Source organism: Streptomyces caeruleatus, from assembly GCF_001514235.1.
In the GTDB taxonomy this organism is placed as follows: domain Bacteria; phylum Actinomycetota; class Actinomycetes; order Streptomycetales; family Streptomycetaceae; genus Streptomyces; species Streptomyces caeruleatus.
The window spans coordinates 183885-203505 of record NZ_KQ948934.1; the positions used below are offsets into that span (position 1 = coordinate 183885).

Here is a 19621-nt window from a genome sequence, read left to right on the forward strand (position 1 = left end):
GTACGTCCCCTCAGCCCGCGAACGCGGCCTTGGCCTCGCTGAACAGCTTCTTGGCGGCGTCGGCCGGCTTGGTCTTGCCCTGGGCGACCTCGCCGCCGATGCGCAGGAACGCCGCCTCGATGACGTCGGCGCCGGAGGGGTGCGGGGTGATCTTCCCGAGGACGCCGGCCTTGGCGACCTCTTCCTCGTACGCCTTCACGCCCTTGTTGTTGTCGTCGGTGGGCGTGTACGCGTCGTACTGCTCGGTGGTGGCGAGGATGCCTCGGTCGTAGCCCATGATCTTGCCGACCTCGGGGTCGTGGACCATGAAGTCGATGAACTGGGCGACTTCCTTGGGGTGCTTGGTTCCGGAGAAGGCGCTCAGCATCAGCGAGCCGAGGTACTGGCCGGTGTCCTTGCCGTCCGTGGTGGGGATCGGCGCGAGCCCGTAGTCCGAATCGCCCTCGCCCTCGTAGCGGATGGAGAAGTTGTCCCAGGTGAACTCGGAGGCGGCGAGCCCCGCCGAGAGACCGGACTTGGGCTTGGCCTGCTCGATCTTCTTCGGGTCGGCGACGAGCCCGGACCGCACGCGCTTGTAGCCGTCCTCCCACCACTGCGTCAGATCGTCCTCGGTGAAGCCGAGATCGGTGTCGGTGAAGAAGGCCTTGCCGTTCTGCCGCAGATAGAGGTCGTAGAGGTACATGATGGCGAAGTAGCCGGTGTCGCCGGCGATCTTCAGCTTGTCCTGGATCGTCTGGAGCGCGTCGAAGTACTCGTCCCAGGTCCAGCCCATCTTCGCCTCGACGCCCGCCTTCTTGAAGGCCTTGAGGTCGATGACCAGCGCCATGGTGTTGGCGCCGACGGGAATGCCTATCTGCTTGCCGTCGACCTGACCGTTCGCCAGAACGCCGTTGCGGAAGTTCTCCAGGCTCAGATTGCCCGCGTCGGCCTGCGTCTTGAGATCCATCAGTACGCCGCGCTTGTCGTACTTACGCAGGAAGCCGACCGCATTCTGGAAAACATCCGGCGGATTACCGCCGGAGGCCTGGGTCTGGAACTTCTCCCAGAACGCCTCATAGTCCGTGAATTCAGGCTTGATCTTGATCTTCGGGTACTTCTTCTCGAAGAGCGCGATCGTCTTCTTGATGGCGATGGTGCGCGGCTCGCCACCCCACCACGCGTAACGGAGCGTGACCGTCCCGTCTCCGGAGCCGCTGTCACCGCCGCACGCGGTGGTCGCCCCCAGGCCGACCACGGCCGCGGAGGCCCCCGCCGCCTTCAGGATCGTACGCCTCTCAACATTCCTGCTGGTTCCCATGGTTGGGCCCCCTCCCCGCAGCGTCATCGCCGTCTGCATGAATCGTTTCAAGTAAGCGCTTGCTGGCACAAGCTACGAGGGGCCTCGTGGTGCGTCAATGATTCGGACAGGAATTTCTTGTGGACCGGCGCGGTGACTTGACGACCCGTCGGGAACGATTCGGGCGCTTGCTCGGCCAACTCCGCAGGTAGAACAGGTGTGGTCGGTCGGCCGAACGCGAACTGGCCCCCCGCACGGGGGAATTGGTCGGCTGAAATTGGCCTGCCGGAGGGCGGGCGACGCGGGTGGATCCTGAGGGCGGGCGGCGCGTGGGCCGGGGTGGGCCGAGCGGGGCTGGTGCGGACTGGGCCGGGGCGGCGGGACCGGCAGTCGGCACAGACCGGCGTCGACGAGCCCCGGTCGGCCTCTCCGGGAGGGGACCGGCTGACCGGCACCGGCCGGCACTGACTGGCCCGACCGGCACCGACCGGCACCGACCGACTCTCGCTGGACGCGGACCTGCGGTGACTGGTGCCGATCGGCCCGGGGCTCTCCGTCGACGCACGCAAACGACGACGGCCCGTCTGCTCTCAGAGACGGGCCGTCGTATCCGGGTGGGCGATACTGGGTTCGAACCAGTGACCTCTTCGGTGTGAACGAAGCGCTCTCCCACTGAGCTAATCGCCCGGACGCAGGAAGAACATTACCCCATGTCAGGGGGTGCGGGTGACCAGCGCGAACCCGCACCGGACGACGTCCGCACCCTCGTCGCGGATCACTGGTCCTTGATCTTCCAGGGCATGACTATGCCGAACTTCCACACGTAGAAACCAACGAGCACGCCCACGATCACGAGGCCGATCGTCATCAGAATGATGTTGCGGCGGCGCACCTTCGGGTCGAGGGCCCGCTGGGCCGCCTCGGTGACCTTGCGCTTGGTCCAGCGCAGCACCAGCTGGGCCCAGACGAACTCGGTCGCCCAGATCGCCATGCCGCCGAAGATCACGACCCAGCCGGGACCGGGCAGCGGCAGCATGATGATGCCGGCGACCACGACCGCGAGGCCGATGACGAAGACACCCACCTGCCAGCTGACATGCAGCGCACGACGCGCCTTGATGAACTCCGGCGCTCTCGAACCGAGGCCCTGCTCGCTGTCGCCTTTCACACCGTCCACTTCGATCTGTCCCGTCGCCACGGCAACTTCGCCCGGCTCGTTACTCCCCGTATTCATACGGCCAAACCCTACCGGACAGAAACCAGTCACCGGAATGGGCGTACTTCGCGAACCTGTCCTCGGCCGGAAGAGTTACGTAAACACACGCAAAACACTCAGAGGGGTTTACAACGGCACCGTAGGTGGCATGTCGATTTCGCCGACGTGCGAATCCCCGAGCGCACACTGAGCGAAAGGCCCTGGCGCTTATGAACACCACGGTCAGCTGCGAGCTGCACCTGCGCCTCGTTGTGTCGAGCGAGTCCTCCCTGCCTGTCCCCGCAGGCCTGCGGTACGACACGGCCGACCCCTACGCCGTGCACGCCACCTTCCACACCGGAGCAGAAGAGACCGTCGAGTGGGTGTTCGCCCGCGACCTCCTCGCGGAGGGCCTCCACCGGCCCACCGGAACCGGCGACGTCCGCGTCTGGCCGTCGCGCAGCCATGGCCAGGGCGTCGTCTGCATCGCCCTGAGCTCTCCGGAGGGCGAGGCCCTGCTCGAGGCCCCGGCACGGGCTCTGGAGTCCTTCCTGAAGCGAACAGATGCCGCCGTGCCTCCCGGTACGGAGCATCGGCATTTCGATCTCGATCAGGAGCTCTCGCACATCCTGGCGGAAAGCTAGGGCGAGGCGTCCCCTCAAGGCCGCCCGGCGCCGTCGACTCGGGGAGACGGCGCGGGCCAAGACAACCGCATACGGCACACATCGCGCCGCCTCCGCTCCACGGGGGCGGCGTTGGTGTGCCTGTGGCCTCGGGGAGCCATGGGGGTGATGCTGTGAGAGTGACGGTGAGTAGTGGTCGGCCCGGGCGCGGCGGGAACTGTCGGGGCCTCCCCGACGTTGTATTCGAAGCCATGTGCGGGCTCGGCCGATGTGTGGGCGCCGTGAGCCACTACCATCGGCCAGCATCGGCGGGCGCCCCGCCCGACCCCAGGCCAGGGAGCGAAACGTGCTGATCACCCATGACACCCGGTGTGCACTCGATGCCGTGGTGGATCTGGTGAACACCTCGCCGGAGGGCGACGACACGCCGGACGGACTGTCGGATGTCGCGGCTCTCGCCGATTTCGTACGAAAGCACGAGATCAGTGATGTCGGTGTGCTGTCGGAGTTCGACCTGTCGGCGGTGCGCAAGGTGCGCGGGCGGTTCGCCGCGATCTTCGCGGAGCCGGAGGCGCGCCGGGCGGCCGGACTGATCAACGAGCTGGTCGCCGCCGCGGGCACCACTCCCCGGCTGACGGACCACGACGGCTACGACTGGCATGTGCACTACTTCGCCCCCGGCGCCTCCGTCGCCGACCATCTGGCGGCCGACTGCGGCATGGCGCTGGCGTTCTTCGTGGTCGCCGGGGAGCAGGAGCGGCTGCGGCGCTGCGAGGCACCGGACTGCCGGCACGCCTTCGTGGATCTCTCCCGCAACCGTTCGCGGCGCTACTGCGACAGCCGTACCTGCGGGAACCGTCTGCATGTGGCCGCCTACCGGGCGCGACGCAAGGAAGCGGCCGGCTGACACGACGGGTGTGTCGACGCGGACCCCGGCGGGTGGCGCCGGGGACCGCGGGTACGGCTCAGAGCAACAGCAGATCGTGCAGCGCAGCCATGAGCAGCAGACACCCGATCACCGCAAGGAAGATCATCAGCGGTGGCTGGGAAAGGGCGAAAAGGCACCCGCGAGGTTCGTCCTGAGCCGGCGCGGCCTCGCTCTGTGTCGTGTCCAGCATCTCGCGCCGATGATGGCGCAGTTGTCCCTGGTCGCGCGATCAACACGCCCGGAATGAGCGGGAGTTCGCTGGATTCCGTGATGTCCGGTTCGAGTCGTGATCGCTTACGGCCGGGCGGCGACCCACTGTGTCGTTTCAGCCCTGCGCAGGGCCGTCATATGCCGTGCTTCTTGAGGATCGCCTCGATGTCGCTGAAGTCGTCCGAGGCCTCGGCCCGGGGCGCTGTCGCGGGTTTGGTGGACGGCCGGGAGCCCGCGCCGAGCGAGGGCGCTGAGGCCGCCGGGGCCACCGCCTCGCGCTGCGCGGCGGCTCGGGCCTCCTTGCGCTCCTTGCGGGTGCCCCCGCGCCGGCGCTCCACCGCCCGGGTGCTCGCGAACAGCAGCCAGGACGCCCCGAGGACCCCGAAGCCGGCCCAGGCGGTCGGGCTGAACGCGGTGTCCGCCAGCCACTCGACGACACCGGTCATCACCAGCCCGAGGGGCACCAGCGAGTACGCGGCGATGCGCGTGGCCGCGAGGAAACGCTTGCGGTACGCCGTGACCGCCGCGATGCCCAGGCCGGCCGCGGCGACGGCGGAACAGACGGTCTCGGCAATCATCCGGTCCTCCAGGCAGGCTGGGTCGGGCAGGGCACTTTCGTCCCTTCCATCCTGCACCGTGGCAAGCCCGCCCGGCCATGCCTCCGTCCGACATCAGGGACATCTCCGGGTCGCCTCCTCCGCAGGTGCCGGTCGAGGGCGTACGACCACATCGGATTGGGTCGCCCGGGCCGCTGCTGGGAGACTGGGGCCATGAGCGACTCCTCCTCCGACCGTCCCGCCGCACCCGTCCTCGACATCTGGTGCGAGCTCCAGTGCCCCGACTGCCGCGGCGCCCTGGACGACCTCCGCGCCCTGCGTGCCCGCTACGGCGACCGGCTGGAGCTCCGGTTGCGGCACTTCCCGCTGGAGAAGCACAAGCACGCCTTCGCCGCCGCGCAGGCCGCCGAGGAGGCCGCGGAGCAGGGGCAGGGCTGGCCGTACGTCGAGGCGGTGCTGGGCCGGGTCGAGGAGCTGGACCGTAAGGGAGAACCCTTCCTGGTCGAGACGGCCCGGGAACTCGGCCTGGACGCCGAGGAGTTCGACACCGCGCTGATCGACGGCCGGCACATCCTGATCGTCGACGCCGACCAGGCCGAGGGCAAGGCGATCGGCGTGACCGGTACGCCGACCTATGTGATCGGCGGCGAGCGTCTGGACGGCGGCAAGAGCCAGGAGGGGCTGCGCGAGCGCATCGAGGAGATCGCCGACCGGCTGCTGTCCGGGCAGGGCGCCTGACCCTCGACCAGTGGCCTCTGGCCCCTGCCCTCAACCCCGCCGGACGACTACAGCAGCGTCTTGTACAGGCCGTGCTGTCGCGTCTCGTAGCCGAGTGACTCGTAGAGCCGCTCGGCGGGAGCGTTGCCGGCGAAGACGTTGAGGCCGATGGTCCGGTGCCCGGCGTCGATCGCCTGGGCCTCAGCAAGCAGCATCAGGGTGCGGCCGTGGCCCTTGCCACGGTGGGCGGCGTCGGTCTCGACGTCGTAGACGTAGGCGCCGCCGTCGCGCTCGGCCACCCACAGGGTGCCCACCGGGACGCCCACGTGCTCGAGGACGCTCAGGAACACCTTCGGCGTACGCGGGCCGTCCGGGAGAAGTGCCGCGTGGTCCCGCTCGGACCTGGCCCGGGCCTCGGCCTCCGGCACCCCGCGCTCGGCCCAGCTGCGGAGGTAACCCTCGTGGCTCTCGGCCAGCCAGGGCCCGTACTCGGCCTCCGTCATGGGGCGCGCCCGGCTGCCCGGCGGCAGCTCGGGCGGTGTGTCGCCGAGCGTCTTCACCATGCCGCGGTTGCGGACGACGTAGCCGAGCGCCGTGGCGAGGCGCAGCGCCGGTCCGGCGTCGCCGGGGAGGGTCGTCTCGATGCGCCGGCAGCCCCAGCCGCGCGCCACCTCCTCCGCGGCGAGGGCGGCCACCGTGCCGCGGCCGCGACGCCGGTCCGGTTCCTCGATCCGCAGCGTCGTTATCCGGGCCACGGCCGCGCCGAAGACGGGATGCGTGCCGAGGTGGAGGGCGCCGACGGGACGGCCGTTCACACACACCTGGTAGTGGCGCGAACGGGTTCCGTCCTCGTTGTGCTGAAGCGGCTCGGTCGGCCGCAGGGTCGTGGTCATCAGGGGTGTTCTACCCACGACACGGACCCACGGCAGCCCATTTTTTTCCGCTCCTACGGATCCAGGTCGTCCCCGGACCGCTCCTCGAAGACCCGCATGGCCTTGGCGGTCACGGGGCCCGGCGCGCCCGGGAGTTCGCGGTCGTCGACCCGGTGCACGGCCTGCACGTCCCGCAGGGTGGAGGTCAGGAAGACCTCGTCGGCCCGCTCCAGGACGTCCAGCGGCAGGTCGGTCTCCTTGGCGCCGGTCCACTCGACGGCCAACGCGCGCGTGATGCCCGCGAGGCAGCCCGAGGCGACCGGCGGGGTGTGGATCTCGCCGTCCAGGACGACGAAGACGTTCGACCCGGTGCCCTCGCAGAGCCGTCCGACCGTGTTGGCGAACAGGGCCTCGGAGGCGCCGTGTTCGTGGGCGCGGGCGAGAGCGACGACGTTCTCGGCGTACGAGGTCGTCTTCAGACCGGTCAGCGCGCCGCGCTCGTTGCGGGTCCAGGGCACGGTGATCACGGCCGTGGAGTCGGGGCGGCGGGTGGTCTCGCCGAGGGCGACGACGAGGGTGGGGCCGTGTTCGCCGCGGTCGGAGCCGAGGGGTCCGTGACCGCCGGTGTAGGTGATCCGCAGCCGGCCGAGCGGCATCGGGTTGGCCTCCAGCACCTCGGCACAGGCGCGGCGGACCTCGTCATGGTCGGGATCGGGCAGACCGAGTCCGCGCGCCGAGCGCGTCAGCCGGTCGAGGTGCCGGGTCAGCGCGAACGGCCGGCCGTCCACCGCTTTCACCGTCTCGAAGATGCCGTCGCCCACGGTCAGCCCGTGGTCGAAGACGGAGACACGGGCGGACTCGATGTCCTGGAGCACGCCGTCCAGCCAGATCTTCACGATTGCAGTCCCTCTCCACTCACCTCGTACATTCCCGACGCTACCGCGAGCAGCCGGGCCGCCTTCAGCTCGGTCTCCCGCCACTCCCCCTCGGGATCCGACCCCCAGGTGATCCCGGCACCGGTGCCGAAACGCAGCACGCCCTCGCCCCGGTCGATCCAGAACGTACGTATCCCGACGGCCAGCTCACCGACCCCCCGGTCGGCGTCCACCCACCCGATGCCACCGCAGTACGGCCCACGCGGCGCCGTCTCCAGCGCGTCGAGGATCCGCAGGGCGCTCGACTTGGGCGCACCGGTGACCGACCCGGGCGGGAAGGCGGCGCCGAGCAACTCGGACCACCCGGCGCCGGCGTCCAGCTCACCGCGCACCGTGGACACCAGGTGCACAAGCCCCGGATGCTTCTCCACGGCACACAGATCAGGGACGGTGACGGTCCCCGTCGCACACACGCGGCCGATGTCGTTCCGGACCAGGTCGACGATCATCACGTTCTCGGCGTAGTCCTTCTCCAGCAGGTCCGCCTCGGTACGCCCGGTGCCCTTGATCGGCCCCGACTCCACGACCCGCCCGTCCCGCCGCAGGAAGAGCTCGGGAGACGCGGTCGCGATCTCCACACCGTGCTCCGGCAGCCGGATCGTTCCTGCGTACGGCGCCGGGTTGCCACGGGCCAGCAGGGCGGTCAGGGCGTCCACGTCCGCGTCCGCCCCGATCGGCGCGCTCAGCACCCGGCACAGGTTGGCCTGGTAGACCTCGCCGGCCGCGATGTACTCGCGGATGCGGCGCACCCCCGCCGTGTACGCGGCGCGATCCAGCGAGGACGTCCAGTCACCGACCGCCGGACCGACCCACCGACCGGGCACCGGCGCGGGCACGGGCTCATGGCGTACGTCCCGGAAGCGGGCGCAGGTCAGACCGCCCTCGAAGTCGGCGCAGACCGCCCAGAAACCGTGGGAGTCCAAGGCGGCGGGATCGTTGGTGACATCGAGGAGTCCGGTGGCGACGCGATCGCCGAAGCGGGCGAGAGGAGGGAGGTCGAGCACGCAGTCGAGTCTATGGCGGGTGTCCTGCGGGTGACCTGCCCATGTCCCTTCGGAGGGCTCCGGCAGGTCCCTGAGCAGGTGCAGCGCAGCACGCTGCACAAACGCGTTTTTGTACTGGCCCCGGAATCCGCTAGAGTTCAACACGTCGCCGGGCCGCGGGAGCGGAACGAAACGACAGGCGGACGTAGCTCAGTTGGTAGAGCGCAACCTTGCCAAGGTTGAGGTCGCGAGTTCGAACCTCGTCGTCCGCTCGAAGGAACAAGGGGATCTTCCCGAACCCCTGCACTCCTGGTGGAGTGGCCGAGAGGCGAGGCAACGGCCTGCAAAGCCGTCTACACGGGTTCAAATCCCGTCTCCACCTCCAAGGACGATTAGCTCAGCGGGAGAGCGCTTCCCTGACACGGAAGAGGTCACTGGTTCAATCCCAGTATCGTCCACTGGATCTTCGAGAGATCATCGAAGGTCTGACCCGCGCGATTAGCTCAGCGGGAGAGCGCTTCCCTGACACGGAAGAGGTCACTGGTTCAATCCCAGTATCGCGCACGCAGCCCCTCTCACGGGGTGGCTGATCTGGACGATTAGCTCAGCGGGAGAGCGCTTCCCTGACACGGAAGAGGTCACTGGTTCAATCCCAGTATCGTCCACACGACGAAGCCCCCGGTCCTGCGACCGGGGGCTTCGTCGTGGTGCGGTTCAGCTGGAGAAGAGCATGTGGCCGAAGCTCTTGTGCCGCTGGTGGCCGTAGTGACCGCCGTGGTGCCCGCCGTGCGGGGCGCCCCAGGCCGGTGCCTGCGGAGCGGCGGCCGGGTAGGCCTGCGGTGCGGCCGGAGGGGGCGGGGCCGGCTGGGCCCACTGGGACTCCAGGCGGGTCAGCGACTCCAGCTCGCCGTAGTCGAGAAAGATCCCGCGGCAGCCGCTGCACTGCTCTATCTGGACACCGTTGCGGTTGTACGTGTGCATCGGGGCTCGGCACTTCGGACACTGCATGGTCGGCTCAACTCCTCGCCGGTCGGTCCTGCTTCGTGTATCGCCAGGACAGACTCTGTCCGGCTGCGGTCGGTTGCACACTACTTTGCGTATCCCTGGGTCAACTCAGGGGGGACGGCAGCCATTCGGTCACAGGCGTCCACGAGTGCCTGCTCGACCTCGTCCAGGAGACGTCCCTCCACCTGGGCCTTGGTGATCGCCCGGGCCGCGGTCTGCACGGTGAGGGCACGGGCCGGCACGTCCAGCGCGGGCCAGGGATCACCGTCGCCGGGAACGGCCGGGCCCCCGGCCACGCGGTACGCGACCAGGAAACGGTCCCATTCCTCGGGCGACAGCAGCCCACACGCATACCAGGCGGCCGGCCGCCCGAGATCCCAGGCCGGCACGCCCACGCCGAGATCGTCGACGTCGATGAGCAGCCAGGGGCCGTGCGGCGCCGGGTGGCGCACGAGTTGGCCGAGATGGAGGTCGCCGTGGCAGAGCGTGGCGGTGTCGGGCTGCGGGGCCTCGGCACGGGCCCACTCGGGAAGGGCGCCCCAAGCGCGAAGAACGGCGTCGGCACCCGACCCCTCGGCCCCCGCCGCCCGGAGCCGGGCCACCGCCAGCGCGGCCTTGACCGGACCGCGCATGGGGGGCACCGCGACGGGAGCCGCCGTTTTGTGCAGCCGAGCTAGAAGCGACGCCGCCGCCTCCCAGGGAGCCGCATCCGGATCCTCCGGATCCACCGGAGTGCCGTACGGCCAGAAGGTCACCAGCCGGCCGTGCAGATCGACGGGGTGCGGGCTGAGCGGGGCGAGGAGCAGGTCGGGCAGTGCGGCGGCAGTGGCAAGACGGGGGTTCAGTTCGCCGGACCCCATGCCCTGGGCGTGCGCCTTTGCGACAGTTCCGCCATGGCAAACGACGGTGGCATCGACCCGATCGGCGAGCGTCACGGTCGCTCCGCAAGAACAGGCGGACGTACGCGAGTGAGCCTCGACCTCGGCACGTACGGCGAGATCGGACAGGAGCGGGTTCGAGGTCACGGGCGTCCTTGGATGCGGGAGATCTGGGCCGAGGGTACGCGGCGTTTCTCAGGCGCGTGTCTGGAGCAGCATCTCCGCTCAACCGCCGGAGGCAACCCGCCGGAGGCAACCCGCCGGAGGCAAAAGCAATGCCGGCGCAGCTCCCCAGCTGCGCCGGCATTTGTGCCGTCCGCCGCACCCCCGTCCCCACGGGGTTTCATGGGTGGATGTCCCCGCCCGGACCGCTCTTCCGGGCCTGGGGTCGCCGCTCAGCGCCCCAGCATCACTCCCACGGACGACGCTTGTGTGGCCACTGTCTCCCAGCCGTCGAAGACGAGGAGGAGAAGGGCCGCCAGGGGGAGGGCCATGAGCGTCGCCACCAAGGGGTGGCGGCGGCCCTGGCGACGCGGACGCAGCAGCGTGCGCTCCTGCATGCGGATCACTGTCCGCGGTGCCGTCTGGGCCATGGTCCCTCTCCTGACCTGTGTCTGTTGTCGTTGGCAGCGGCGGGTGTCTGACCTCGGGGGACGAGTGCTGCCACCCGCCGCTTGACCTCAAATCTAGGTGTCCGGCGCTCCCCGCACGTCATGCCCTCGTACCGATTGGCGGGCCTCCCGGAGGATGAGCCATGACCTGCGGAGTACTCCCCTGGGTGGAGACGAGGACCTAGGTCTCGGGGTCTTCCCGGAGGGGACGCCCGCTGTGCCCCGCTTTCTCCGAGCTGTCCTCACGCGGCACCGGCTGCTCGACCAGCGCCAGGACGCGGGTCGCCATGAAGCGGGCCGTACGCACGACCGAACCGCTTCTGGTGACTTCGCTCACTTCCACGACACCTCGGCGCACCGCCGTCTCCACCCGGCGGCCCGCCCTGCTCGCCACCACCTCGTACGTGCGCGTCGTGTCTCCCGCGTCCACGACTATCTCCACGCGATCACCCTTCACGGACTCAATCCCCCTTCTGTGATGGGTGGTTGGGGGACAAAGCACACCGAAGTAGCCCTGCTCGCCAGCCCCCTGACCACCCTTCAAGTCTCCCACCCACCACTGACAATCCGTCGTCCTGAGAGGGCGCGGCCTCTGCGCACGGCGGCCCGTGGAAACGTAAGCTGTGGCTCGTCACACGGACCGGGCAGCGGGGATGAACATGGCGATGATGCGCCTGAGGCGCGAGGACCCGCGCGTCGTCGGCTCGTTCAGGCTTCACCGACGGCTCGGCGCGGGCGGTATGGGCGTCGTCTACCTGGGCTCCGACAAGAAGGGGCAGCGGGTCGCGCTCAAGGTGATCCGGCCCGACCTGGCGGAGGATCAGGAGTTCCGCTCGCGGTTCGCGCGTGAGGTCTCGGCCGCCCGGCGGATTCGCGGGGGCTGTACGGCACGGCTGGTGGCCGCGGACCTGGAGGCGGAGCGCCCCTGGTTCGCCACGCAGTACGTGCCCGGTCCCTCCCTGCACGACAAGGTCGCCGACGAGGGCCCGCTCGGCGCGGCGGAGGTCGCCGCCGTCGGTGCCGCCCTGTCGGAGGGGCTGGTCGCGGTCCACGAGGCCGGGGTCGTGCACCGGGATCTCAAGCCGTCCAACATCCTCCTCTCCCCCAAGGGTCCGCGGATCATCGACTTCGGTATCGCCTGGGCGACGGGGGCCTCGACCCTCACGCACGTCGGCACGGCCGTCGGCTCGCCCGGATTCCTCGCCCCGGAGCAGGTGCGCGGCGCCGCCGTCACCCCGGCCACGGACGTCTTCTCGCTCGGCGCCACGCTGGCCTACGCCTCGATGGGCGACTCTCCCTTCGGGCACGGCAGTTCCGAGGTGATGCTGTACCGCGTGGTGCACGAGGAGGCGCAGCTCCAGGGCGTACCGGACGCGCTGGCTCCGCTGGTGCGGGCCTGTCTGGCGAAGGACCCGGAGGAGCGGCCCAGCACGCTTCAGCTGTCGCTGCGTCTCAAGGAGATCGCGGCCCGGGAGGCGCAGGGACTGGGGGACGTACGCCCGCCCGCGCCGCGTTCCGCCGAGGCGGACCGTCTGACCGGGCGGCTCGCCGACACCTACCCGGAGCCGCAGCGCGCCCAGCGTCGTCCGCAGGGCACTCCCCCGCCGCGCGGCCACAGCACGTCCCGAGGGCCCGGCCCCACGCGCGACGGGGTTCCTCCGGCGAGGGGCGCCAGCGGGACGAGAGGTACGGCCGCCTCCCGGTCCGGTACCCGGTCGACGCCGGCCTCCCGCAACAGTCCGCATGCGGGCAAGGGCGGCCGACCGGTGCAGCGCAACGGCGGCGGTCGTCCGGCGCCGCGGAACACGAGCACCGGTCGCCGTCCCGCCAACCCCCAGCTGCTGCGGCAGCGGCTGTTCGTGTTCGTCGTGGTGACGCTGCTCGTGGCGATGGGCATCGCCGCGGCGCAGGGCTGTCAGGGGCCGCAGCGGGGTCTGGGCGGCGACGGAGACGTTGTACGGCCGCGGCACGAGCAGGTGGATCCGGGCTCCGAGCCGTACGAGTCGACGTACGAGATCACCGACTAGGCGGCGTCCCGGGGCGGGCGGACGTCAGAGGTCAGGCGGGATCCGTTCGAAGAGCTCCTGGTCGCCGTCGAAGACCGGGGCCAGGGACAGGAACTCCTCCCACCAGTGGAGGCGGAAGCTGCCGTCGTCCGTCTCGGACTCCCAGACCTTCGTCAGGGGGACCACGGTGCGGCCGACCTCCTCGCAGACCTCCCGGACGACGCCTCGCGTTGGCTCTCCCCCGGCTCGCTCCTGCCGCTGACCGGCTGCCGGTAGAGCCCTAGAGCTGGGGGCGGCCGGTGGCCACGGCGTAGAAGGCGACCGCGGCGGCGGCGCCGACGTTGAGGGAGTCGACGCCGTGGGCCATCGGGATGCGGACCCATTCGTCGGCGGCCACCAGGGCCTGGGTGGACAGGCCGTCACCCTCGGCGCCGAGCATCAGGGCGACCCGGTCCATCCGGTGCGGGGCGGCCTCGTCGAGGGTCTTGGCCTTCTCGTCGGGAGTGAGCGCGAGGAGGGTGAAGCCGGCCTCGCGGACCGATTCGAGGCCCTTGGGCCAGGTGTCGAGGCGGGCGTACGGCACGGAGAACACCGCGCCCATGGAGACCTTGACGCTGCGGCGGTAGAGGGGGTCGGCGCAGTCCGGGGAGAGCAGGACCGCGTCCATGCCGAGGGCCGCGGCCGAGCGGAAGATGGCGCCGATGTTGGTGTGGTCGTTGACCGACTCCATGACGACCACCCGGCGTGCGGACCGCAGTAGTTCGGTCGCCGTCGGGAGCGGCTTGCGCTGCATGGAGGCGAGCGCGCCGCGGTGTACGTGGTAGCCGGTGACCTGCTCGGCGAGGTCCGGGCTGACCGCGTACACCGGGGCGGGGAGTTCGTCGATGACGTCGCGCATGACGTCGACCCACTTGGCGGAGAGCAGCATCGACCGCATCTCGTAGCCGGCTTCCTTCGCCCGCCTGATGACCTTCTCGCCCTCGGCTATGAACAGGCCCTCGGCCGGTTCGCGCTTGCGGCGCAGTTCGACGTCGGTCAGGCCTGTGTAGTCGCGCAGGCGCGGGTCGGTGGGGTCATCGACGGTGATGAGATCGGCCACAGGGTGATACTGCCTTGTCCTGGGTACGGTGCCAACGGTTGGAACGGGTTGCGTTACCCGCGGTTACGCGGAGGGGTTCGGTCCTACGTTCACGACCTCGCCGATGACGATCACCGCCGGCGGCTTCACCTCGTGGGCGAGCACCGCCTCCCCCGCCGTCGCGAGCGTCGCGTCCACCCGACGCTGGGCGGCCGTGGTGCCCTCCTGGATCAGGGCGAGGGGCGTGTCCGGGGACTTGCCGTGGGCGATGAGGGTCTCGGCGACCTTCGCGATGGTGGCGACGCCCATCAGGATGACCAGGGTGCCGGTCAGCTTGGCGAGGGACGGCCAGTCGACGAGGGAGCGCTCGTCGTCGGGCGCGATGTGGCCGCTGACCACGGTGAACTCATGGGCGACACCTCGGTGGGTGACGGGGATTCCGGCTGCGCCCGGCACCGAGATGGAGCTGGAGATGCCGGGCACGACCGTGCACGCGATGCCCGCCTCGGCCAGCGCCTGGACCTCCTCCATGCCGCGTCCGTAGACGAAGGGGTCGCCGCCCTTGAGGCGTACGACGGACTTGCCCTGCTTGGCGTGCTCGATCAGCGCGTTGTTGATGGCCTCCTGGGCCATGAACCGGCCGTAGGGAAGCTTCGCCGCGTCGATCACCTCGACGTTCGGGGGCAGCTCCGTGAGCAGGTCGCGGGGGCCAAGGTGGTCGGTGATGACCACGTCGGCCGCGGCGAGCAGACGGCGGCCGCGCACGGTGATCAGGTCCGGGTCGCCGGGGCCTCCGCCGACCAGCGCGACGCCCGGCGCACGGGTGCGGTGGTGCGGGGCGACGAGGGTCCCGTCGCGCAGGCCCTCGACGACGGCGTCGCGGATCGCGGCGGTGTGGCGGGGGTCGCGGCCCTTGGCGTCGGTGGTGAGGACGGCGACCGTGACGCCCTCGCTGTGACCGGTGGCCGGCGTCCAGGCGGTGGCCTCGTCGGCGTCGTCGGAGCGGACGCACCACACGCGGTTACGCTCGGCCTCGGCGGAGGCACGGGTGTTCGCGTCGTGGTCGCTGGTGGCGATGAGGGCGTACCAGATGTCGGTGAGGTCGCCGTCCGCGTAAGGGCGCCGCTCCCAGGTGAGCTCTCCGGCGTCCGCCATGGCTTCGACCGACGGGGTCACCTCGGGCGAGACGAGCGTGATGTCGGCGCCCGCTGCGATGAGTGCCGGAAGACGGCGCTGGGCCACCTCGCCGCCACCGAGGACGACGACTCGGCGACCGGTGAGGCGGAGGCCCACGGGGTAGGCGGGGTGTTCGGCCATGAGGCTGCGGCTCCTCGTGCTGGCGGTGCGATGGGTGCTACGGCGCTGGAGCAGCCCTGACGTGCGGATTTTAGACGTGGGCTCAGCGTACGGCGGGGCCGGGGGACGCGCAGGAACGCATACCCCGGGCCCTGCCCGGACTCACTTCTCGGTGACGCCCGCGGAGTCGAACGTCGCGACCTCGTGCATCGCCCTTGCCGTGCTCTGCACCAGCGGCAGCGCGAGCAGCGCGCCCGTGCCCTCGCCGAGGCGGAGGTCGAGGTCGACGAGGGGACGCAGGCCCAGCTTGTTCAGGGCGGCGACGTGGCCGGGTTCAGCGCTGCGGTGGCCCGCGATGCAGGCGGCCAGTACCTCGGGGGCGATGGCGCGGGCGACCAGCGCGGCGGCACCGGCGCTGACGCCGTCCAGGATGACCGGCGTACGCAGCGACGCGCCGCCCAGCAGCAGGCCGACCATCGCGGCGTGTTCGAAGCCGCCGATGGCCGACAGGACGCCGATGGGGTCGGCCGGGTCGGGCTGGTGGACCTCGATGGCGCGGCGGACGACCTCGGTCTTGCGGGCGAGGGTCTCGTCGTTGATGCCGGTGCCCCGGCCCGTCACGTCGGCCGGGTCGGTGTCCGTGAAGACCGAGATCAGGGCCGCCGAGGCGGTCGTGTTGGCGATGCCCATCTCGCCCGTCAGCAGCGCCTTGTTGCCGGCCGCCACCAGGTCGCGGGCCGTCTCGATGCCGACCTCGATGGCCTGCTTGGCCTCCTCGCGGGTCATCGCGGGGCCGGTCGTCATGTCGGAGGTGCCCGCGCGGACCTTGCGGGGAAGGAGGCCGGGGGTGGCGGGCAGGTCGGCGGCCACGCCCACGTCCACCACGCACACCTCGGCGCCCACCTGGCCGGCGAACGCGTTGCAGACCGCGCCGCCGCCGAGGAAGTTGGCGACCATCTGGGCCGTCACCTCCTGGGGCCAGGGAGTAACGCCCTGGGCGTGCACACCGTGGTCGCCGGCGAAGATCGCGACGGCCGCGGGCTCCGGGATCGGCGGCGGGCACTGCCGGGACAGCCCGGACAGCTGCGCGGAGATGATCTCCAGCATGCCGAGCGAGCCGGGCGGCTTCGTCATCCGCTTCTGCCGTTCCCAGGCCTCGCCGAGGGCCTTGGCGTCCAGCGGGCGGATCTGGGCGACGGTCTCGGCGAGCAGGTCGTGCGGCTCCTCACCGGGCAGGGCGCGACGGCCGTACGTCTCCTCGTGCACGACCCACGACAGCGGGCGGCGCTTGGACCAGCCGGCCTGCATCAGCTCGGGCTCGTCCGGGAACTCGTCGACGTACCCGACGCACAGGTAGGCGATGACCTCCAGGTGCTCGGGCAGCCCCAGCGCGCGGACCATCTCGCGCTCGTCGAAGAAGCTGACCCAGCCGACGCCGAGGCCCTCGGCGCGCGCGGCGAGCCAGAGGTTCTCGACGGCGAGCGCGGCGGAGTAGGGCGCCATCTGCGGCTGGGTGTGCCGGCCCAGGGTGTGACGGCCGCCGCGGGTCGGGTCGGCGGTGACGACGATGTTGACCGGGGTGTCGAGGATGGCCTCGATCTTCAGTTCCTTGAACTGCTTCGCCCGGCCCTTGGGCAGGGACTTGGCGTACGCGTCGCGCTGACGCATCGCCAGCTCGTGCATGGTGCGCCGGGTGTCGGCCGAGCGGATGACGACGAAGTCCCAGGGCTGCGAGTGCCCGACGGAGGGCGCGGTGTGGGCGGCCTCCAGGACGCGGAGCAGGACCTCGTGCGGGATGGGGTCGCTGCGGAAGCCATTGCGGATGTCGCGGCGCTCGCGCATGACCTTGAGGACGGCCTCGCGTTCGGCGTCGTCGTAGGCGGGCGCGGCCGGGCCGGTGGGCTGTCGTACCTCTTCCACTGCCGCCGTGCTCTCTTCTTCCGGGGCTGCCGGGACCTGCGGGTCCTCCTGGTCGGCGGCCCGCGTGTCCAGGTCTTCCGCGTGCTGTACGAGACCGGGGTCGCCCTCGCGGGGTGCGGGGACCGTGGCGACGGCGGCCGGTGTCTCCTGCGCCGGGAGGACGATCGGCTGCGGCGGGGTCGGAGCGAGGTGCGGGGTGGTCGGCACCGAACCCTCGACCGGGACGAACTGGCCGAGCGGCTGCTCGGGCGCGGCCTCCCGGGGGACGTCGGCCTCGGCGGACTCCACGGGCTCGACGGCCGGGTGGGCCGGGTCCTGGAGGACCTGCACGGGCGGGGCGACCGGGGACTGGAGCTGCGGGCCGGCCGGTTCGGCGACGAACGGCTCGGGGGCCTCGGCCGGGACCGGCTGCTCGTCGGCGGGGTCCCGCACCACCGGGTTCGCGGCGGCGAGCGGCTGGGGCGGCACGACCAGCTCGGCGTCGGCCTCCGGGGCCTGCGGGGCTTCCGGGAACTCGGCCGCGGGCTCCGCGACGGGCGCTTCCGCCTCGGGGAGGGGGGCACTCTCGGCCGCCGCCTGCACCTCGACGCCGGGGTCGTCCGTCGGAGCGGCCTGCTCGCCCGGCTGCTGCGGCTGCGGGAATTCCGGATCGGCGGCGGCTTCGGGGGCCTGCGGCTCCTCGACGGGCTGGACGGGCTCCGTGACCGGGACGGCGGGCTCGCTCTCCAGCGGGGCGGCCTGCTCGGCGTCCTGGGGCTGCGGGGCCACTTCGGGGGTTACGTCGGCGGGGGCCTCGGCGGGCTCGGCGACGGCGTCCGTGGGCTGCTCGGCCGGCGCGAGGTGCTCGGGCTCGGGGGCGGGTGCGGCCTCAGGCTCGGGGGCGGCCGCGCCCTCGGGCTCGGGGGCGGCCTCGACCTGCGCCGCGTCCGATGCGGGCGGGAGGGGGCTGGCCTCCGGGGTGGGCTGGGGGTCGTCAGCCGGGGCGGGGGCCTCGGGGACCTGCGCGGCCTCCGGGAACGGCTGGGCCTCGGGAGCCTGCGGGACCTCGGGCCCGGAGGGCTCGGGCGCCTGTGCGGGAGCCCCGGGCTCGGCAGTGTCGAGAACCTGGACGGCTTCGGGAGCGGGAGCCGGGTCGTCGGGGGCCTGCGCTGCCTCAGGGGCGGGGGCCTCGGGGAGCGCGTCGGCCTCGGCGGCGGGCTCGTCAGGGAGCTGCGCGGCCTCGGGCGCGGGGTCCGCCTCGGGAGCGGGGTCCGCCTCGGGAGCGGGGTCGACCTCGGGAGCCGGGGGCTGCGCGGCCTCGGGAGCGGGGGCCTCGGAAACCTGGTCGGCCTCTGCCTCGGGCACCTGGGACGCCTCGGGAAGCGGCCCGGCCTCAGCGACGGGGTCGGCAACCGGAGCGGCGACTTCAGGTACGGAACCCTCGTGAGAGACCTGAGCGACCTCGGCCACCTCGGCCACCTCGACCGCCTCGGCCACCGGAGCTTCAGGTCCCTCGGCAGCCTCAACGGCATCCGCGACAGGCACAGCAGCGGGCGCCTCGTCTCCCTGGGCGGCGCCGGCCACCCGGGACACCGCCGCCTGCGCCATGCCCGGCTGTCCGGTCGGGACAACCGTTTCGGCAGCCGTCCCCTCGGCGCTCACCTGGGCCGGAGCCGGTGCCTGGACCTGGACGGCGGCCGGGGCGGGGGCGCCCCAGGGTGCCGCCGGCAGCGGGGCCGCCGCCTCGTGCGGCTGCGGGACGTCGAGGTACTCGGGGCCGGTCGGGGCCTGGCCGGGCTGGCGTACGGGCGCGCCGACGGCGCCGCGGTCGGCGAGCGAGCGGACCGGGCTGGCGGAGGCGTCGGGAATGGGCGGGCCGAGGTGCAGGGGGCGGCGCGGGGTGATCGGCGGGATCGGCGACGAGGGGGCCGACGGGCCGGGCAGCCGTACGGCGCTGAGGTCGACCGAGCCGCTGTCGCGGCCGGAGATCTCGTGCGCGTCCGGCTCGTGCACGGCCTCGACGACCGGTTCCGGCGCGGGCGGGGCGACCTCGTTGCCCCAGGCGCCGTGGGAGCCGGGCAGCAGCAGGTCTTCGTCCTGGGCGGTGCTCTCGGAGAGGTAGGTGTACGAACCGTGCGCCGCGGGGGCGCCCGGCTGCTCCACCATGCCTGCGCTCTCCGGCAGTCCCTCGCCCGGGACCTGGCCGGTGTCGGTCATGCGTACCCCTCGCCCATCGGTTAGTGCTTCTACGACCAGCTCACCGGGGACGGCGCACCGACCGCCCCCGCAGTGAAGAACGAGCGTGCGTGCCCAGCGGCACGAACGACCCGCCCAAAAAAGGCGACAAAGCCATTGAGTGGCATTGTCGTGGCCGTTCGGCCGTCGCGACAGGTTGATCCGCGACAGGCCGCTGTGGACTGCGCCACGTTGCGCGTCCTCCGGTTTCGCCGTACCACACCCACCCCAAACGGGGCGCGTTTTTCCGGACATTGACCGACGAAGTGCCGGGCGACCGAGTGCGGTACAACGATCGGCCAGCCTACCGCGCGCGG

General features: G+C 71.5%; 19 protein-coding genes and 6 tRNA genes. 9 read left to right on the forward strand and 16 right to left on the reverse strand.

Features of this window, described 5'->3' with window-relative positions; genetic code table 11:
* Positions 1-10 precede the first annotated feature (10 nt).
* From AQJ67_RS30780 to AQJ67_RS30790, 3 genes are all read right to left on the reverse strand, one after another.
* Positions 11-1297 carry an ABC transporter substrate-binding protein gene (locus AQJ67_RS30780; RefSeq protein ID WP_062722615.1) on the reverse strand — a complete coding sequence of 429 codons (1287 nt, stop codon included), beginning with the start codon at positions 1295-1297 and terminating at the stop codon, positions 11-13.
* Positions 1298-1891: 594 nt separating this feature from the next.
* Positions 1892-1963, reverse strand: a tRNA-Val gene (locus AQJ67_RS30785).
* 88 nt (positions 1964-2051) lie between these two features.
* Positions 2052-2510 (reverse strand): TIGR02611 family protein, encoded by a 459-nt coding sequence (locus AQJ67_RS30790; protein WP_062722616.1) that lies wholly within the window; start codon positions 2508-2510, stop codon positions 2052-2054.
* A gap of 191 nt (positions 2511-2701) precedes the next feature.
* On the opposite strand from AQJ67_RS30790, the gene AQJ67_RS30795 reads away from it, so the two are divergent.
* Positions 2702-3115, forward strand: coding sequence for an SsgA family sporulation/cell division regulator (locus tag AQJ67_RS30795; RefSeq protein WP_004002642.1), 414 nt, complete (start codon positions 2702-2704; stop codon positions 3113-3115).
* Positions 3116-3440: 325 nt separating this feature from the next.
* Positions 3441-4001: a CGNR zinc finger domain-containing protein gene (locus tag AQJ67_RS30800; protein ID WP_062722617.1), complete on the forward strand. Its 561-nt coding sequence runs from the start codon at positions 3441-3443 to the stop codon at positions 3999-4001.
* 58 nt (positions 4002-4059) lie between these two features.
* Here the strand turns inward: AQJ67_RS30800 and AQJ67_RS48375 are convergent, their stop codons facing one another.
* Together AQJ67_RS48375 and AQJ67_RS30805 are read right to left on the reverse strand one after the other, a co-directional pair.
* A complete protein-coding gene (locus tag AQJ67_RS48375) occupies positions 4060-4212 on the reverse strand; it encodes a hypothetical protein (protein ID WP_167366237.1) in 153 nt (50 codons plus the stop codon).
* Between the two features lie 154 nt (positions 4213-4366).
* Positions 4367-4810: a hypothetical protein gene (locus tag AQJ67_RS30805; RefSeq protein ID WP_062722618.1), complete on the reverse strand. Its 444-nt coding sequence runs from the start codon at positions 4808-4810 to the stop codon at positions 4367-4369.
* A 192-nt stretch (positions 4811-5002) separates the two neighbouring features.
* Between AQJ67_RS30805 and AQJ67_RS30810 the strand changes: the two genes are divergently transcribed.
* Positions 5003-5527: a DsbA family protein gene (locus AQJ67_RS30810; RefSeq protein WP_062722619.1), complete on the forward strand. Its 525-nt coding sequence runs from the start codon at positions 5003-5005 to the stop codon at positions 5525-5527.
* A gap of 47 nt (positions 5528-5574) precedes the next feature.
* On the opposite strand, the gene AQJ67_RS30815 is transcribed toward AQJ67_RS30810, so the two are convergent.
* From AQJ67_RS30815 to AQJ67_RS30825, 3 genes are read right to left on the reverse strand one after another with little or no spacing between them, the layout of a single operon-like run.
* Positions 5575-6399: a GNAT family N-acetyltransferase gene (locus AQJ67_RS30815; protein WP_062722620.1), complete on the reverse strand. Its 825-nt coding sequence runs from the start codon at positions 6397-6399 to the stop codon at positions 5575-5577.
* Between the two features lie 53 nt (positions 6400-6452).
* Positions 6453-7274 carry an aminotransferase class IV gene (locus AQJ67_RS30820; RefSeq protein ID WP_062722621.1) on the reverse strand — a complete coding sequence of 274 codons (822 nt, stop codon included), beginning with the start codon at positions 7272-7274 and terminating at the stop codon, positions 6453-6455.
* Entirely contained in the window at positions 7271-8317 is a 1047-nt protein-coding gene (locus tag AQJ67_RS30825; protein WP_062722622.1) for a chorismate-binding protein, read from the reverse strand. Before AQJ67_RS30825 ends, AQJ67_RS30820 begins: the two co-directional genes overlap by 4 nt.
* 178 nt (positions 8318-8495) lie before the next feature.
* Between AQJ67_RS30825 and AQJ67_RS30830 the strand changes: the two genes are divergently transcribed.
* The 5 genes from AQJ67_RS30830 to AQJ67_RS30850 all read left to right on the forward strand — a co-directional run bounded on the left by AQJ67_RS30830 (position 8496) and on the right by AQJ67_RS30850 (position 8961).
* Positions 8496-8568: transfer RNA gene (locus tag AQJ67_RS30830), tRNA-Gly, on the forward strand.
* A 39-nt stretch (positions 8569-8607) separates the two neighbouring features.
* Positions 8608-8681, forward strand: a tRNA-Cys gene (locus AQJ67_RS30835).
* 1 nt (position 8682) lies between these two features.
* Positions 8683-8754 (forward strand) — tRNA-Val (locus tag AQJ67_RS30840).
* Positions 8755-8788: 34 nt separating this feature from the next.
* Positions 8789-8860, forward strand: a tRNA-Val gene (locus tag AQJ67_RS30845).
* Between the two features lie 29 nt (positions 8861-8889).
* A tRNA-Val gene (locus tag AQJ67_RS30850) sits at positions 8890-8961 on the forward strand.
* 49 nt (positions 8962-9010) lie between these two features.
* Here AQJ67_RS30850 and AQJ67_RS30855 read toward each other — a convergent pair.
* From AQJ67_RS30855 to AQJ67_RS30870, 4 genes are all read right to left on the reverse strand, one after another.
* The gene (locus AQJ67_RS30855; RefSeq protein ID WP_079056268.1) at positions 9011-9304 is read right to left on the reverse strand and encodes a TFIIB-type zinc ribbon-containing protein; all 294 of its coding nucleotides are present in this window, start codon (positions 9302-9304) and stop codon (positions 9011-9013) included.
* Positions 9305-9384: 80 nt separating this feature from the next.
* Complete coding sequence (locus AQJ67_RS30860; RefSeq protein ID WP_062722624.1) at positions 9385-10326, reverse strand: aminoglycoside phosphotransferase family protein; 942 nt, start codon at positions 10324-10326, stop codon at positions 9385-9387.
* A gap of 248 nt (positions 10327-10574) precedes the next feature.
* Positions 10575-10772, reverse strand: a complete 198-nt coding sequence (locus tag AQJ67_RS30865; protein WP_062722625.1) for a hypothetical protein — start codon at positions 10770-10772, stop codon at positions 10575-10577.
* A gap of 199 nt (positions 10773-10971) precedes the next feature.
* Positions 10972-11247 (reverse strand): hypothetical protein, encoded by a 276-nt coding sequence (locus AQJ67_RS30870; protein WP_062722626.1) that lies wholly within the window; start codon positions 11245-11247, stop codon positions 10972-10974.
* Between the two features lie 196 nt (positions 11248-11443).
* Between AQJ67_RS30870 and AQJ67_RS30875 the strand changes: the two genes are divergently transcribed.
* Positions 11444-12817, forward strand: a complete 1374-nt coding sequence (locus AQJ67_RS30875; RefSeq protein ID WP_062722627.1) for a serine/threonine-protein kinase — start codon at positions 11444-11446, stop codon at positions 12815-12817.
* A 24-nt stretch (positions 12818-12841) separates the two neighbouring features.
* On the opposite strand, the gene AQJ67_RS49650 is transcribed toward AQJ67_RS30875, so the two are convergent.
* From AQJ67_RS49650 to cobT, 4 genes are all read right to left on the reverse strand, one after another.
* A complete protein-coding gene (locus AQJ67_RS49650) occupies positions 12842-12982 on the reverse strand; it encodes a hypothetical protein (RefSeq protein ID WP_244190635.1) in 141 nt (46 codons plus the stop codon).
* 94 nt (positions 12983-13076) lie between these two features.
* Positions 13077-13895: a TrmH family RNA methyltransferase gene (locus tag AQJ67_RS30880; protein WP_062722628.1), complete on the reverse strand. Its 819-nt coding sequence runs from the start codon at positions 13893-13895 to the stop codon at positions 13077-13079.
* Between the two features lie 63 nt (positions 13896-13958).
* Positions 13959-15191: a uroporphyrinogen-III C-methyltransferase gene (gene cobA, locus AQJ67_RS30885; protein WP_062722629.1), complete on the reverse strand. Its 1233-nt coding sequence runs from the start codon at positions 15189-15191 to the stop codon at positions 13959-13961.
* 141 nt (positions 15192-15332) lie between these two features.
* Positions 15333-19286, reverse strand: a complete 3954-nt coding sequence (gene cobT, locus AQJ67_RS30890; RefSeq protein WP_062722630.1) for a nicotinate-nucleotide--dimethylbenzimidazole phosphoribosyltransferase — start codon at positions 19284-19286, stop codon at positions 15333-15335.
* Positions 19287-19621 lie beyond the last annotated feature (335 nt).